Raw genomic sequence first — 15,643 nt, 5'->3', positions numbered from 1 at the left:
GCAGCGCCCGCACCCCGCAGTCTGCCACCTGAACACCGCGAACAGGAGACCCCGGGTGGCAAGCGCGCTCTGGCAGGGCAATTGGATCAGCCGCACCCGGATCATCACCGGGCTGGTGCTGTTTGCCTATGCCTTCTTTCATTTCCTGAACATCGGCCTCGGCCTGCTGTCGCCGGTGTGGATGGATGAATTCCAGGATGCCCGCCAGGTGATCACCCGCAGCCTGCCGGGCAGCCTGATCCTCTATGCCGCACTGATCCTGCACGCAGGCCTTGCGCTCTGGAACCTGGCCCGCCGCCGCACCCTGCGGATGCGCTGGGGCGAGGCGCTGCAAACCGTGCTGGCCCTGCTGATTCCGCTGCAGCTCATCGCGCATCTGGTCTTCACCCGCTACTCGCACGAGGTCTACGGCACCAATGACGAGATGCCCTATCAGATCATCCTGATGTGGGCCTCGCCCGAAATCTGGCAGCAGAGCCTGCTGCTGCTGGCGGTCTGGATCCACGGCTGCATGGGGCTGCACTACTGGCTGCGGCTCACCCGCTGGTGGCGCGCGCTGATCCCCTGGATGGCCGGTATCGCGGTCTTCATTCCCGGCTTTGCCTTCGCGGGCCTGCTGACCGAGGGCCGCCGCATCTACGGCCTGTTTGTCGAAGGCACCGAGCGCGCAGCGCTGATGGAGGGCTTCAACTGGCCCAGCCGCGAGGCCTTTGCAGAGATGTTTGCGGTCGAACAGCTGTGGCTTTCGATCTTCTTTGCGCTGCTGGCCCTGACCGCCGCCGCCTTTCTTCTGCGCAAGGCCCTGCGGCGGCGCCGCGCTGTCACCATCCGCTATGCCTTCGGCCCCGAAATCCGCGCCGAACGGGGCATGACCCTGCTGGAGATGTCGCGCGCGGGCGGCGTCCTGCACACCTCGCTCTGCGGCGGCAAGGGCCGCTGCACCACCTGCCGCGTTGTGGTCGACGAGGGCGCCGAAACCCTGCCGCCGCCCTCCCCCGCCGAGGCCCGCAGCCTGGCGCGCGTCAAGGCGCCCGCCAACATGCGGCTGGCCTGCCAGATCCGCCCGCAGGCGCCGCTCGCCGTCACCCGCATGTTCCGCCCCGACGGCAGCAAGGGCCGTGCCCACGCCAGCCAGGGCAGCGAACAGCAGCTGGCGGTGCTGTTCCTCGACATGCGCGGCTTCACCGCCCGCACCTCCGGCCAGCTGCCCTATGACGTGGTGTTCCTGCTGAACCGCTTCTTCGACGCCATCGTCCCCGCCATCACCGGCGCCGGCGGCACCGTCGACAAATACCTCGGCGACGGGCTGCTGGCGCTGTTCGAAGCCCCCGCCCCGGCCCGCTCTGCCCGTGCCGCGCTAGAGGCCGCCGCCGCCGTCGGCACCGCCCTGCAGGACTTCAACGCGGCGCTGGCGGACGGCGAACCCGACATCCGCATCGGCATCGGTATCCACCTGGGCGAGCTGGTGCTGGGCGAGATCGGCAGCGCCGCCCATGCGCCCCGCACCATCATCGGCGACTGCGTCAATACTGCCAGCCGGCTTGAGGCGCAGACCAAGGAGCTGGGGGCCGAACTGCTGGTCTCCGCCCGGGTGCTGCAGGCGGCCGGCTATGAGCCGGAGGGATTCGCCCTGCAAACCTTCCAGCTGAGGGGCGTTGCGGCACCACTCGCCGCCCTGCCGGTGGAACAGGCCGCAGCCCTTCCCCGGATACTGGCCGCGGGACAGCGTTGAGCCGCAGCCCGGCCTGGCGGAACGGGCGTTTTCCCGTTCCCCTCCGCTGCCGCACAAGGGAACGGCTGAGGCAAGCACGAGGGGAACAGCCTGCCCCGCCACCCGCTCCCGTTGCAGCGATGCCACGGCGGCAGAAATCCGCAATTTGACCGATTTAGGGCTTTGCTTCCGGGGCGATCCATGCAATGCGTTCACACGTGAACACACTTTGAGACAGTGAACAGTGCCCGCCGAATTTTCCCCTTCCACCCCGGATGAGGAAGACCTGCTCTTCCGCCTCCTGCGCCAGCTCGACACCGAGCCGGATGCCTCGCAGCGGACCACCGCCGCGGCGCTGGGGATTTCGCTCGGCCGGCTGAACACTCAATTGCGCCTCGCCGCGGATTCCGGCCTGATCACCATTAGTGACCGTCCCGGCCCGGACAAGCGGCAGCGGTTTGCCTATTCGCTGACCACCCGGGGTGCTGCGGAAAAAGTGCGTCTCACCGATCAATTCCTCGCCCGCAAGCTCGCAGAATACAACGCGCTGCACGCGGAACTCACAGGCACGGCCAGCGGCCTCCCCCCTCTCAAACACAGGAACAACCCGATGCAAAGCAATCTGGCTCCCATTCCCGAGCTCTATGTCTCTTACGAAAGCGCGCAGAAACTGAAGGTCGAAGCAGCCGACCTGGTCAGCTGGGACCTGACCCCGCGCCAGATCTGCGACCTGGAACTGCTGATGAACGGCGGCTTCAACCCGCTGAAAGGCTTCCTGACCGAGGCCGACTACAACGGCGTTGTCGACAACATGCGCCTGGCCGACGGCAGCCTGTGGCCGATGCCGATCACCCTGGACGTGTCCGAAGACTTCGCCGCATCGCTGGAAGCGGGCCAGGACATCGCCCTGCGCGACCAGGAAGGCGTGATCCTCGCCACCATGACCGTCACCGACAACTGGACCCCGAACAAGTCCAAAGAGGCCGAGAAGGTCTTTGGCGCCGATGACGACGCCCACCCGGCGGTGAACTACCTGCACAACCAGGCCGGCAAGATCTACCTGGGCGGCCCCGTGACCGGCATCCAGCAGCCGATCCACTATGACTTCCGCGGCCGCCGCGACACCCCGAACGAGCTGCGCGCCTATTTCCGCAAGCTGGGCTGGCGCAAGGTTGTTGCGTTCCAGACCCGCAACCCGCTGCACCGCGCCCACCAGGAGCTGACCTTCCGCGCCGCGCGCGAAGCCGAAGCCAACCTGCTGATCCACCCGGTTGTCGGCATGACCAAACCGGGCGACGTCGACCACTTCACCCGCGTGCGCTGCTACGAGGCGGTTCTGGACAAGTATCCGGCGGCCACCACCTCCATGTCGCTGCTGAACCTGGCGATGCGCATGGCCGGCCCGCGCGAGGCGGTCTGGCACGGCCTGATCCGCAAGAACCACGGCTGCACCCACTTCATCGTCGGCCGCGATCACGCGGGCCCGGGCAAAAACAGCCAGGGCGAAGATTTCTACGGCCCCTATGACGCGCAGGACCTGTTCCGCCTGCACCAGGAAGAAATCGGCATCGAAATGGTCGACTTCAAGCACATGGTCTATGTGCAGGAGCGCGCCCAGTACGAGCCCAACGACGAAATCGCAGACCGCGACAACGTCACCATCCTGAACATTTCCGGCACCGAACTGCGCCGCCGCCTGGCCGAAGGCCTGGAAATCCCGGAATGGTTCTCCTTCCCGGAAGTGGTGAAGGAACTGCGCAAGACCAAGCCGCCGCGCTCCAAGCAGGGCTTCACCGTGTTCTTCACCGGTTTCTCCGGCTCCGGCAAATCCACCATCGCCAACGCGCTGATGGTCAAGCTGATGGAAATGGGCGGCCGCCCGGTGACCCTGCTCGATGGCGACATCGTGCGCAAGAACCTCAGCTCCGAGCTGGGCTTCTCGAAAGAGCACCGCGACCTCAACATCCGCCGTATCGGCTATGTGGCGTCCGAGATCACCAAGAACGGCGGCATCGCCATCTGCGCCCCGATCGCGCCTTACGCCACCACCCGCCGCGCCGTGCGCGAGGACATCGAAGCCTTCGGCGCCTTTGTCGAAGTGCACGTTGCCACCTCGATCGAGGAATGCGAGCGCCGCGACCGCAAGGGCCTGTATAAGCTGGCCCGCGAAGGCAAGATCAAGGAGTTCACCGGCATCTCCGACCCCTACGACGTGCCGCAGAACCCCGAGCTGTCGGTCGAGACCGAAGGCACCGACGTCGACAACTGCGCCCACCAGGTTCTGCTGAAACTGGAAAGCATGGGTCTGATCTCCGGCTGATCCGGAAAGTAGCGCGATACAAGAAAGCGGCCCGCCAATTGGCGGGCCGCAACCGTTTTTCTGCAAGAAAAACGGCTCGGAAAACACATGTTTTCCGGGCCGGAATTATCGCATAATTCCGGCGCGCCGGCCGCTGCCTATTCTCCCGCCAAAAAGGTCCGGGCCAGCGCCGGGTCCCTGCGCAAGGTTTCGAATGCGCTGGAATACCCGCCAAGCGACATTCCAAAGGCCGCCCTGAACGCCGCTTCCCAGGATTTCCCCTGCCCCAGGTAGCGCCAGTAGTTCAGCACCGCCTCCTCGCCGAACCGGCCCGCCAGAAGATACACTGCAAACCGGGCTGTCAGATACTGTTCCCCGCCTTTCACGGTCCCGTAGTTTTGCATCCCGCGCAGACCCTTGCTGTTTTCGCGCGCAGGCTTTTGCAGCTCTTGCAAGGACAGTTTCCGGCCGCCGCCGCGCTGGACGCGCCAGTTGTATTCCCCCAGCTCGGCGCCGCCCTCGACCATCCAGGCAGGCCCCAGCCGGCGGCGCGGCCGGTAATTGCTGTTCAGCACCTTTTCATGCGCCAGCTCCCGCTGAATGTGATGCATGAATTCATGCGCCATGATGGATCCGGCAATCCGCCGGACCTTGTTCGCCCAGGCCCCGTCATAGCGCGCCTTCAGCGGCCAGCAGATCAGCAGCTGATCCAGGTAGGCCTGGCCGCCATAGCTGGTGCTGGGCGTCTTGCAGATTTTGGCGACATATGAGGCCATCCGCCCGTAAGACCGGCCGCGCTGGCGCTGCAGGCCTACCGCCAGCTGCGCCAGCGCCCCGCCGCTGTCCGCGCCGGCAACATCGACCCGGCTGGCCGGAAATATGCCGTAATGCGTCTGATAAAAGCGCTCGACATCCAGAAAGGCCTGGCGCAGCAAACGTGTCTGTTCGCTGCCCGCCCCGCCCTGGCCGGTCACTATCGGCGCGGCCGATCCGGGCATAAACTCCCGCAACGCAGGCTTCAGCGCCCCAATCTCACGGCACCAGCCCACCGCACTTCTGTCACTCAGCTTCGGCAGCATCGCAAGACCGTGCGCCGCCGGATTCTGCGCCTGCAAGGCGTCTGCTCCCTGGCGGGTGGCCCCGTTGAGCTTGCCGGTCGCGGCAACGCCCGGCACCCCCATCGCGGCCAGCTGATGCTGCACGCAGCTGATGTAAGACCGTTTGGCGGGTTCAGCCGCCTGCACCGCAGCAGGGGCGAGAGGGAGCAAAACAGCGGCGAGCAATCGCAAGCTGGCTTTCATGCAATCAATCCTTGGAAGTTTAACTTTTATGCAACCCAAAGCATTAAGCAAAAGCCGGGCATCGCGCCAGCAGGAACCAACCGGCCGGCCGAAAACCCAAGCATTTTGCAGTTGCCGCCGGGTTTCAGCGCGCGGCCCTCCCGGCGCCGGCACCGCGCTGTCTGCAACTGTCTACTGCGCCTCCGGCAAATCCACCGTGCCGCGCATCAGCACGAACCCTTCGCCGGCCACCCGCACGCCCTCAATCGCATCCGGCGCGCCAACCCGCGCCACCCGCGCCTGGCCGGGGCGGCCCAGCCCGTGGCCCTGCTCGGCTGTGAACCCGGCCTTCTCCATCAGCCCGTGCTTCCAAAGATAAGACGCCATCGCCCCGGTTGCCGATCCGGTGAACGGATCCTCCGGAGGGCTGGGCGGCGCCATCAGCAGCCGGGAAAACGTATCGCCCGCGGCCGTTGCCCCCTCCAGCGCCACCAGGAACGGCTCCATCATGTCGATGCCGTCTGCCCCCAGCGACTGGCCCAAGGCCGCCAAAGCGTCAATGTTCAGTTTCGCCGCCTCCAGCGCCGCGCGGTCCTTCAGCACGGTGACGCAGAACGGCAGCCCGGTGGACACTTTCTGCGGCCGTCCCACGATGGCCTCCACCGGCAAGGACACGGCTGCTGCCACCAGCGCGGGATCGGCAAAAGGGCCGAATTCCGGCGCAACTTGTGTCATCTCGATCAGATCGCCGTCCAGCGCGACCGGCACAATCCCGGCCCCTGTTTCCAGGGTGATGCTGTCTCCCTGAAACAGCCCCCGGTCCCGCATCGCCGCCACCGTGGCGATGGTCGGATGGCCGGCAAAGGGGATCTCGCGGCTGGCCAGGAAGTACCGCACCTTCACATCCGCCACGTCCGAGGGTCCGGTAAAAGTGCATTCCACCAGCGAGGTCTCCCGCACGTAAGCGGTGCAGACTGCCTCCGGCAAATGCGCCCCGCCATGCACTACAGCACAGCCGTTGCCGCCAAAGGCGCGGGCAGAGAACGCATCCACCCAGTCGAAATCAAATTGTGCCATTATGCTCTTCCCCGTTTGACGTCCCGGATGAACTTTCTCGCCGCACCGGGTGTGCCCTGTATCTCCATGACCTTCCTTTCAAAGTCCTGCAGCTCCAACCCGAAAGTATCCCGGAAGGCTTGCTGCCAGCTTTTGCCATAGCCCAGCTGGCGCCAGAAATCGAACAAGGCGTCCTGACCTTTGATTTCGGCAAGAATTCGAACCGCAAAGAGCGACAGAGAGTAGTCTCCCCCGTTCTCCACGCTATCCGCCCCCCGCAGCGCGCTGAGGTTTTTCCCCGAGTCTCCGGCGCGAACCCTTAGCTCGGACAGGCTGTACGCCCTGAATCCCCGGACTTCCTTCTTTAGATACTGTGCGGCGATCACCTGCGCGGCGCCCTCCACCATCCAGAGAGGCCCATACAAGTGATTCATCGCTTGAAGACTGCGGGCATTTGTTCGGGCCCCGCTCAATTCACCCTGAGCAATATGGACGTATTCATGCACCATCAGCGCCCCCATGTCGACCTTGGCGCCGGTGAGCCAGGCCTGGGTCATTGCCTTGGGCCTCGCCCAGCAGACAAACAGCCAGTTCTGATAAGCTGCCCCTGCATAGCCCTCCACCTTTGAGCACAGCCTTTTGATGTCCGCGTCAGAATCTGACCGTAATGCAGATACATCCGCCTTGATACGGCGCGTCAGCGCTCGCAGGGTTTTGGGATCAGCAGATGCCGCAATGCCGATATTGCCCGCCAGAACAAGCCCGTATTCCTTGCGCAGGAACTTGCGTGCCGACTCATAGGTCCAGGCGACTGCCTTTTCCGCCAGTCCGGGATCGCTGAGCATATTGGTCTGCTGTGCAGAAGGGAGGTGCACGGCCAAGCCCCCGTCAAGTGCCGGCAGTTCACGGCACCAATGGATTGCCGATCCCCGTTTCAGCGCCGGCAGTTCCGCCAAATTCCTGAAAGAACCCACGGCAAGTGCCGCTGTCATTTCCTGCCACGCACGCTGCGTTGCGCGGCCCAATGCCCCGTCAGTCCGGCCCGGATCAAACCCCAGATCAGCCAGCTGCCGTTGCACGCAGGCGACAAAAGGATCGGCCGTCACCGGCGCAGTGGCGGCGGAGATCAGACCGAAAGCGATCGCCAGACGGCGGAATACAGTAAAAATCATATGCCAGTCTCCAAACCGGTCTCCTGAAACAAAACAGGCCCCCAATTGGAGGCCTGGCATCTGTTAAATCAAGCTCTTTCCGGCAATGGCGCCAGTTGGTGCACCGGACCCTAGTGCACCGCAACCGGCGTCATGTCGTTCTGCCGCGCCAGCACGAACGCCATGCGGCGGTCCGCCACCAGCGCCAGCCGGCCGCCCTCGGCGTCATGCACGGCATAAAGCCGGTCATGGCCGGCAGCACTGTCGCGCAGCTCCTTGGGCAGATCGGCCACCGCAACCGGTTTCACATAGACGGTGCGGTCCGCGCCTGCCTTGAAGTCAAACGGTGTATGCATTGCTCTTACCCCTTTCTGATGCTGATCGTCTGGACCACGGTTTCAGGCCGTGCGCGTGTCAGATCCACATGCAAGAGCCCGTTTTCCATCACCGCCTCGCCCACTTCGACGCCATCGGCCAGCACGAACATGCGCTGGAACTGGCGCGCCGCGATGCCCCGGTGCAGGAACACGCGGCCTTCGCTGTCGTCGCGCTGGCGGCCGCGGATCACCAATTGCCGGTCCTCGACGGTGATCGCCAGATCCTCCTCGGCAAACCCGGCCACAGCCAGGGTGATGCGGTAGGAATGATCGGAAGTCTGTTCGATATTATAAGGGGGATAGCCTTCGTTGCCCGATTTCGCCGAGCGTTCCAGAAGGCGTTCCAGCTGCTCGAACCCCAGCATATGCGGGTAGGAGCCCAAGGTAAGTTTCGACACGTGTGTTCGTCCTTTATGCCAAAGCGACGGATGCGCGCGGCCCCGGTCCCGGCAGCCGCTTCCCTTGGAATATGGGAAGTTCCTGCTGGATTCACAAGAGCATGTCCCCATAGGTCTAGCGGAAAAGCCATTAACGAAGTATCTTCACTCTCACTTCATTCATCAGCTTTGCAGAGTCGCCCATGAATGCACCCACAGATGTGTCGATGAAGACCGATGAGGTCCTGAAAGTTGAGCTGGAGGTTTTCCGCAGGCAGCACCGTGATCTGGACGAGGCGATCAGCGCGCTGGAAGAGCGCGCCACCTCCGACCAGCTGACCATCCGCCGCCTGAAGAAGCAAAAGCTCATCCTCAAGGACAAGATCGCCTTGATCGAAGACCGGCTCACCCCGGATATCATCGCCTGACGCCGCGCCGGCCTGCCCGGCGCCGCCAGCCCGTGCCCAAGCTGCGCGGGGACACGCTGCAGAAGGCAGCGGCTTCACACGGAAAACAGGCCCTCCCGCCCCCTGCTCTGCGCAGCCAGCTGCGCCGGACAGGCGTTGGGCGCGGCAGCGCGCCTGACGGCGCGCTGCGGGTCCCGCTGCTTCTTTCTGGTTTCAAATACTCCCGCCGGAGGCACCGCGCGCCAGCGCGGTATCCGGCGGCGGTGTCAATGCGCGGCCGGGCCGGGCTCCTGCGCCTTGCGGTAGGCGGCCGGGGTCAGACCGTAGACGCGCTGAAACTCGCGGTAGAAATTGGACCGCGACAGGAACCCCGACCGGGCAGCGATATCTGCCACGCTGCCGCCGCGGCCCGCCAGCAGCTCTGCCGCATGGGCCAGGCGGAACCCGTTCACATATTGCGACACGTTCATACCCTGGCTCCGGTTCACTGCCGCCGAAAGCTCCCGTGCCGGGATATGCAGCCGGCGGGCCAGCCGCTGCACCGACAGGTCCGGATCCAGAAACAGCTGCTCTTTCTGCAGCAGCTGCCGCAGCCGCGCTTCCGTTGCCGCAGATCCCGCCTCCTCGGGCGCGCCCCCCGGCGCCGCAGCCTCCGCCGGCCGGCGCGGCGCGGCAAAGACCGCAGGCAGCACACACAGCGCGGCCAGCAGCATCGCCAGCAGCGGCACCGTTCCGGCAGAGATCAGCGCCGGAACATGAACGCCCCCGTAGAAGGCAAAATCAGCCGCAATCGCGGTGTCGAGCAGCAGCACAAAGGCCAAAAGCCCGACCGCCCGCAGCATCCACCGGTGCAACAGGCCCGCCCGCTCCAGCCGCGCCTGCGCCAGCGCATCCGGCCCCCTGCGCCACAGCCGCACCAGCGCCGCCGCATAGGCCAGATAGCTGGCGCTGATCAGCCAGTCCAATTGCCGAAGGTCCGCAATCAGCAGCCCGAACAGGACCAGCGCCGCAGCCGGCCCCGCCAGATGCAGCAGGGCCTGGCGCCGGAACACCCGGCCCTCCGGCACAAGGGCCGCAAACCCGAGATACAAAAGCGGCCCGAAAAAGAGCGGCAGGATGCGCTGCAGCGGAATTGCCGCGCTGACGCCATAGCCGAACCGCAAGCCAACCAGCAGCGACGACAGCGCGCCGAGCCCGAAACAGGCGGCAAACAGCAGATTCGCCCGGCGGCAGCCAAACTCCGCCCGCCAGATCAGCACCGCCAGCGCACAGCACAGGGCTGCAGTCATCACCGGCAGCGGAAAGGAGATCATTGCGCCGCTGTCCATCTGTCCTCTTTTCCTGCGATCCTGTCCTGCATCAGGTTTCAGGACAGCTATAAGCCGCTGACGCCATTGCTGCAATTGTGCGCAGCGCTCAGGTTCCGGTGCATCTGAAACACTCCCGGAGCACATCATGAAACCCCTCCTCCTCGCTCTCGCCTTCCTCTGCAGCGCTGCCGCCGCCACGGCGCAATCCTATCTGCCCGGCCTGCGCGATCTGACCATCCCCGCCGCCGAAGGCACCCGCCCGCTGCACGGGCTCTTGTGGTATCCCGCAACAGGCGATGCCCCGCTCACGCCGCTCTATGACAGCAAGGTCTGGCAGGCCCCGCAGGCCGCAAGGGAAGCTGCCCCCGCCCCCGGCCCCTTCCCGCTGGCGGTGCTGTCGCACGGGCTTAACGGCAATGCCCTCAACCAGGCCTGGCTGGCAGAGGCCCTGGCGCGCCGGGGCTACGTGGTTGCCGCCATCAGCCATCCCGGCACCTCCACCTGGTCGCGCGAGCCCGACCTCAGCCGCCAGCTGTGGGAGCGGCCGCGCGACATTTCCCGGGTCATCACCCACCTGCTGAACACGCCAGAACTGGCCGGCCTCACCGATCCGGACCGTATCTATATGGCGGGGCACTCGCTCGGCGGCTTCACCGCCGCCCTGCTGGCAGGCGCGCGCTATGACGCGGACAGGCTGGCCGAAACCTGCAGCCAGATGCCGGACGAACTGGCCTGCGGCGTTCTGAAAGGCTGGAAGGTCGCTGAAACGCCAGAGGACCGGGCCCGCATGGAGGCAGACCTGTCCGATCCCCGCATCAAGGGTTTTGCCCTGTTCGACCTGGGCGGCACCCAGAGCTTTGCCAAGGACAGCCTGGCCCGGATCACCCGCCCGATGCTGGTCTACGGCGCGCCCGTCATGAACTCCGGCCTGACGCTGGACATCGAATCCCGGGCTCTGGCGCGAACCCTGCCCAGCGGCAGCAGCCGCTATATCGAACCGGAAACCCTCTCGCATTTCGACTTTCTGGGCCAGTGCAAGCCGGGCGGTTACGCGCTCCTGGCAGAGGCCGAGCCCGGCGACGAGATCATCTGCGCGGCCGGCGGCGCGGAACGCGCGGCCAAGCACCGGCAGATTATCGAAGAGGTTGCCGCCTTCTTCGGGCAGCCCTGAGCGGTGCGGACGGGGCTCTCCCCGCCGTCCGGTGCAGCCAGGCTGCCCCGCAGGGCGTTGAGCATGGCAGCACGCCTGACGGCGCGCTGCGGGGGCTCTGCCCCGTCCGGGCCAAAGGCCCGGACTCCCCGGAGTATTTGTCCCCAGAAAGAAGCTGCCCGCTGCGCCCCGGCGCGGCCTCTTACCGGATGGTCAAATCCGGCGAAACCGTCTAGGAGCACTGCGATTGATTCCGGGCGGCGCAGGACAGGCCTTCCGGGGCAAGCCTCTGAACAACAAGACGAGCCTGGACATGACCGCTGCGCGCGAACAGATCCCGGCGCCTGATGCACAGGCCGCCGGTTACACCTTCTCTCCGAAACAGGCGCTGGCCGGCGCCCAGATGCTGTTTGTCGCCTTTGGCGCGCTGGTGCTGGTGCCGCTGCTGACCGGGCTTGACCCCAGCGTCGCCCTGTTCACCGCAGGGCTTGGCACGCTGATCTTTCAGATCGTGACCCGAGGCCAGGTGCCGGTGTTCCTGGCGTCGTCCTTTGCCTTTATCGCGCCGATCATCTACGGCGTGCAGACCTGGGGCATGGCCGCGACCACCGGCGGCCTGGCTGCCGCGGGCCTGCTGTATGTGGCGCTCTCCTTTGCCATCCGCGCCTTTGGCCCCGGCTTCCTGCACCGGCTGCTGCCGCCCGTGGTGGTCGGCCCCGTCATCATGGTGATCGGCCTGTCGCTGGCGCCGGTTGCAGTCAACATGGCCACCGGCCTTGCAGGCGACACCCAGGTGATGCCGCGCAATACCGCATTGCTGCTCGCCGCCATTTCGCTTGGCACCACCATGCTGACGGCGATCCTGGGCCGCGGCATCATGCGCATCGTGCCGATCCTGGCGGGCGTCGCTGCGGGCTGCATCGCGGCCGTGATCCTGGGCGCCGTGACCGGCGAGACGCTGCTCAGCACCGCCGCCATCGCGGACGCGCCCTGGTTCAAACTCCCCGGCTTCGTCGCGCCCGAGTTCAACCTCGCCGCCATCCTGTTCATCCTGCCGGTGGCCATCGCCCCCGCGATTGAGCATTTCGGCGACATCCTGGCAATCTCCAATGTGACCAAGCGCGACTACATGGAAAAACCCGGCATCCAGAACACCATGCTGGGCGACGGCCTGGCCACCGCCGCCGCGGGCCTGCTGGGCGGGCCGCCCAACACCACCTATTCCGAGGTCACCGGCGCCGTCACCCTGACCCGCGCCTTCAATCCTGCAATCATGACCTGGGCGGCGCTGTTTGCCATCGCGCTGTCTTTTGCGGGCAAGCTGTCAGGCGCGCTCTCCACCATCCCGATGCCGGTGATGGGCGGCATCATGATCCTTCTGTTCGGCATGGTCACCGTGGTTGGTCTGTCGGTGCTCGCCAAACTGGGCGGCGAGCTGTCGGAGGCCCGCAACATGGTGATCATCTCCACCGTGCTGATCATCGGCCTCGGCGGGCTGACACTGCAATTCGGCGAAGGCTTCACGCTGGCAGGCATCGGCCTGTCGGGTGTTGCGGGGCTGGTGCTGAACCTGATCCTGCCGAAGCAGCGGGGCTGATCCCGGAACAAAAAGCCCTGAGCCCCCAGCCCGGCGGCTCAGGCAACCGTCCGGGTGCCGGCCTCCGCGCCCGTCTCAGCTGTGCCTGCCTCCGCTGACAATGGATCTCCGCGCCGCAAACGGCTAAAACCGCAGCACGCCGCCCAATTGGCGGGCCCGTGTCAGGAGAGTGTCGTGGCCGGTTCTCCGCTCCGGTGACACTGTCAGCATGTGAACAGCAGGACTACTTACAGTGATTGTCAGAAAGCTACGCCTCGAAAAAGGCCTGTCCCAGGAGCAGCTTGCCGGCATGGCAGGCATCAGCACCCGCACGCTGCAGCGTATCGAACGCGGCGCCAAGGCCAGCCCCGAAACCCTGAAATGCATTGCCGCTGTTCTGGAAACGGAGTTCTCCAGCCTGCGAAAGGAACAGGACATGCAGACCACCCCAGCAGCCGCGCCCGAACTGAGCGAAGAAGAACGGAACGCCATGCAATACGTGCGCGACATCCGCGCCTTCTACACCCATGCCATCCAATACGCCGTGGTGATGGCCGGGCTGCTGGTCCTGAACCTGCTGACCAGCCCCGGGTATTTCTGGGTGGTCTGGCCCGCGCTCGGCTGGGGCATCGGCCTCGCCATGCACGGGCTCAGCGTTTATGAAATGATCGACCTGTTCGGCCAGGACTGGGAAAAACGGCAGATCGTCAAGCGCCTGAAGTCCCGCCGCGGCGGAGGCTGAGAATGCTCACCTCTCCTCCGGCTTCAAATGCCGGATCCGCGCCACATGCGCGGTAATATCGGCGCGGCTGAATTTCGAATGCACCCGCTCTGTACTGGCCGGATGGTTCTCCAGCCCCAGCTTCAGCGCCTCGCGCCAGGCGTTCCTAGGCCGGATCGGGCGCGGCGCAAAACCGCCGCCGCAGGTGGGGCAGACATTGTGCAGCACGCGTTCGGCGCAGTCTGCGCAATAGGTGCACTCATAGCTGCAGATCCGCGCCTCCACGGCATCGGGCGGCAGATCCTTATCGCACAGCTCGCAATTGGGGCGCAGTTCCAGCATCCTGTCCTCCCTGGTCCAGCCGCCACCCTGCACCGGCCCCTGGAAGCGCACAAGCCCCGACGCCCGCGCCGTGCGCCAGCACGGCGCCACGCCCAACCGCGGGGGCGGTGCAGCCCCGCTGCATCCCCGCGCGGGCGGGAGCCTCCCCCTGCGGCAAAGCGGCATCGCCTGCAAAACAAGGCAAACCGGGCTGAATTCCGGCCCAACCCGGATTGCGCCGAATGCCAATTTCCCTATAGTGCGCGCTCCACAAGCCGCGACAGGAGCCACCATCCATGGGTGACATCAAAGTGGGCATCATCATGGGCAGCCAATCCGACTGGCCCACCATGAAGGAAGCCGCCAATATCCTCGATGAACTGGGCGTCGAATACGAGGCCAGGATCGTCTCCGCCCACCGCACCCCGGACCGGCTGTGGAGCTACGGAAAATCCGCCGCGGACCGCGGCCTGCAGGTGATCATCGCAGGGGCTGGCGGAGCGGCCCACCTGCCCGGCATGGTCGCCTCCAAGACCCGTGTGCCCGTCGTGGGCGTGCCGGTCCAGACCCGCGCCCTCTCCGGCGTCGACTCGCTTTATTCCATCGTGCAGATGCCCAAGGGCTTCCCGGTCGCCACCATGGCCATTGGGTCCGCCGGTGCCGCCAACGCAGGCCTGATGGCCGCGGGCATCCTGGCGCTGCAGGACCCCGCCCTGGCCCAGCGCCTGGACGCCTGGCGCGACGCCCTCTCTGCCTCCATCCCCGAGGAGCCCTCCGATGACTGATGTGCTTGCCCCCGGATCGACCATCGGCATCCTTGGCGGCGGCCAGCTCGGCCGGATGCTCTCGGTTGCGGCCTCCCGCCTCGGCTTCAAGACCCATATTTTTGAGCCAGGGCTTAACCCGCCCGCAGGCCATGTCGCCGAACAGGTGACCACCGCCAGCTACGAGGATGCAGCCGCACTCGCCGCCTTTGCGGCCTCCGTCGATGTGATCACCTATGAGTTCGAGAACATCCCGACCTCCGCCCTCGACCTGCTGGAATCGCAAAAACCGATCCGCCCGGGCCGCGAGGCGCTGCGGATCAGCCAGGACCGGCTGACCGAGAAGACTTTCCTGCAAGACCTCGGCCTGCAAACCGCGCCTTTCGCGGACATCACCGATCAGGCCAGCCTCGATGCCGCGCTCGCAGAGATCGGCGCCCCCTCGATCCTGAAAACCCGCCGCTTCGGCTATGACGGCAAGGGCCAGGCCCGCATCAAGGCGCCGGAGGACGCAGGCGAAGCGCTCGCCGCCATGGCTGGCGCGCCTTCGATCCTCGAAGGCTTCGTGAATTTCAGCCATGAGGTCTCGGTCATTGCCGCCCGCGGCGTAACCGGCGAGATCGCCTGTTTCGACCCCGGCGAGAACGTCCACCGCGACGGCATCCTGCACACGACCACCGTGCCCGCCAAGCTGACCACCTCCCAGCGCATGGACGCGGTGCTGATGGCGGGCAAGATCCTGAACGCGCTGGAGTATGTCGGCGTGCTGGGGGTTGAGCTGTTCGTCACGCCCCAAAGCCTGATCGTCAACGAGATCGCGCCCAGGGTGCATAACTCCGGCCACTGGACCCAGAACGGCTGCACCGTGGATCAGTTCGAACAGCACATCCGCGCGATTGCGGGATGGCCTCTAGGCGACGGCCAGCGCCATTCCGATGTGGTAATGGAAAACCTGATCGGCGATGACGTGGACCGTGTCCCGGAGCTGGCCAAGGAGGCGGACTGCGCCATCCACCTCTATGGCAAGGCCGAGGCCAAACCAGGCCGCAAAATGGGCCATGTGAACCGGGTGCAGAAACCGCAAAGCTGAGGGTCAGGCCGGCAAGGCTGGGGGCGCTGCCCCCAGACCCCCGGAGTATTTTC

At 65.6% G+C, this 15,643-nt stretch carries 15 protein-coding genes; 8 read left to right on the top strand and 7 right to left on the bottom strand.

The window, feature by feature from the left end:
* The first annotated feature begins 55 nt into the window (after window positions 1-55).
* Both ACXAEH_RS00900 and ACXAEH_RS00895 read left to right on the top strand, forming a co-directional pair.
* Window positions 56-1,732: an adenylate/guanylate cyclase domain-containing protein gene (locus tag ACXAEH_RS00900; protein WP_475030614.1), complete on the top strand. Its 1,677-nt coding sequence runs from the start codon at window positions 56-58 to the stop codon at window positions 1,730-1,732.
* Window positions 1,733-1,955: 223 nt separating this feature from the next.
* On the top strand, window positions 1,956-4,031 hold the full coding sequence (locus ACXAEH_RS00895; RefSeq protein ID WP_475030613.1) for a bifunctional sulfate adenylyltransferase/adenylylsulfate kinase: 2,076 nt from the start codon (window positions 1,956-1,958) through the stop codon (window positions 4,029-4,031).
* A 137-nt stretch (window positions 4,032-4,168) separates the two neighbouring features.
* Here the strand turns inward: ACXAEH_RS00895 and ACXAEH_RS00890 are convergent, their stop codons facing one another.
* From ACXAEH_RS00890 to ACXAEH_RS00870, 5 genes are all read right to left on the bottom strand, one after another.
* Window positions 4,169-5,311, bottom strand: coding sequence for a hypothetical protein (locus ACXAEH_RS00890; protein WP_475030612.1), 1,143 nt, complete (start codon window positions 5,309-5,311; stop codon window positions 4,169-4,171).
* Between the two features lie 171 nt (window positions 5,312-5,482).
* Window positions 5,483-6,367 (bottom strand): PhzF family phenazine biosynthesis protein, encoded by an 885-nt coding sequence (locus tag ACXAEH_RS00885; RefSeq protein ID WP_475030611.1) that lies wholly within the window; start codon window positions 6,365-6,367, stop codon window positions 5,483-5,485.
* Window positions 6,367-7,518 (bottom strand): hypothetical protein, encoded by a 1,152-nt coding sequence (locus tag ACXAEH_RS00880; RefSeq protein WP_475030610.1) that lies wholly within the window; start codon window positions 7,516-7,518, stop codon window positions 6,367-6,369. Before ACXAEH_RS00880 ends, ACXAEH_RS00885 begins: the two co-directional genes overlap by 1 nt.
* Window positions 7,519-7,628: 110 nt before the next feature.
* A complete protein-coding gene (locus ACXAEH_RS00875) occupies window positions 7,629-7,853 on the bottom strand; it encodes a DUF1150 family protein (protein WP_475030609.1) in 225 nt (74 codons plus the stop codon).
* A 5-nt stretch (window positions 7,854-7,858) separates the two neighbouring features.
* Entirely contained in the window at window positions 7,859-8,272 is a 414-nt protein-coding gene (locus tag ACXAEH_RS00870; RefSeq protein ID WP_019298576.1) for an Hsp20 family protein, read from the bottom strand.
* Window positions 8,273-8,454: 182 nt separating this feature from the next.
* On the opposite strand from ACXAEH_RS00870, the gene ACXAEH_RS00865 reads away from it, so the two are divergent.
* Window positions 8,455-8,679, top strand: coding sequence for a YdcH family protein (locus tag ACXAEH_RS00865; RefSeq protein WP_039129125.1), 225 nt, complete (start codon window positions 8,455-8,457; stop codon window positions 8,677-8,679).
* 245 nt (window positions 8,680-8,924) lie between these two features.
* Here ACXAEH_RS00865 and ACXAEH_RS00860 read toward each other — a convergent pair whose 3' ends face one another.
* Window positions 8,925-9,986 carry a helix-turn-helix transcriptional regulator gene (locus tag ACXAEH_RS00860; protein ID WP_475030608.1) on the bottom strand — a complete coding sequence of 354 codons (1,062 nt, stop codon included), beginning with the start codon at window positions 9,984-9,986 and terminating at the stop codon, window positions 8,925-8,927.
* A 127-nt stretch (window positions 9,987-10,113) separates the two neighbouring features.
* Between ACXAEH_RS00860 and ACXAEH_RS00855 the strand changes: the two genes are divergently transcribed.
* From ACXAEH_RS00855 to ACXAEH_RS00845, 3 genes are all read left to right on the top strand, one after another.
* Window positions 10,114-11,139 (top strand): alpha/beta hydrolase family protein, encoded by a 1,026-nt coding sequence (locus ACXAEH_RS00855; RefSeq protein ID WP_475030607.1) that lies wholly within the window; start codon window positions 10,114-10,116, stop codon window positions 11,137-11,139.
* Between the two features lie 292 nt (window positions 11,140-11,431).
* Window positions 11,432-12,715, top strand: a complete 1,284-nt coding sequence (locus ACXAEH_RS00850; protein ID WP_475030606.1) for a uracil-xanthine permease family protein — start codon at window positions 11,432-11,434, stop codon at window positions 12,713-12,715.
* A 232-nt stretch (window positions 12,716-12,947) separates the two neighbouring features.
* Complete coding sequence (locus ACXAEH_RS00845) at window positions 12,948-13,436, top strand: 2TM domain-containing protein (RefSeq protein WP_475030605.1); 489 nt, start codon at window positions 12,948-12,950, stop codon at window positions 13,434-13,436.
* Window positions 13,437-13,442: 6 nt separating this feature from the next.
* On the opposite strand, the gene ACXAEH_RS00840 is transcribed toward ACXAEH_RS00845, so the two are convergent.
* Window positions 13,443-13,757, bottom strand: coding sequence for a DUF1272 domain-containing protein (locus tag ACXAEH_RS00840; protein ID WP_475030604.1), 315 nt, complete (start codon window positions 13,755-13,757; stop codon window positions 13,443-13,445).
* A 275-nt stretch (window positions 13,758-14,032) separates the two neighbouring features.
* Here ACXAEH_RS00840 and purE point away from each other — a divergent pair, with 275 nt between their 5' ends.
* Window positions 14,033-14,521: a 5-(carboxyamino)imidazole ribonucleotide mutase gene (gene purE, locus ACXAEH_RS00835; protein WP_475030603.1), complete on the top strand. Its 489-nt coding sequence runs from the start codon at window positions 14,033-14,035 to the stop codon at window positions 14,519-14,521.
* On the top strand, window positions 14,514-15,590 hold the full coding sequence (locus ACXAEH_RS00830) for a 5-(carboxyamino)imidazole ribonucleotide synthase (protein WP_475030602.1): 1,077 nt from the start codon (window positions 14,514-14,516) through the stop codon (window positions 15,588-15,590). Before purE ends, ACXAEH_RS00830 begins: the two co-directional genes overlap by 8 nt.
* Window positions 15,591-15,643: the final 53 nt, after the last annotated feature.

The sequence above is a fragment of the Leisingera sp. ABM4_060 genome, from assembly GCF_056158765.1.
This window is presented reverse-complemented; position numbering and strand designations above follow the sequence as displayed.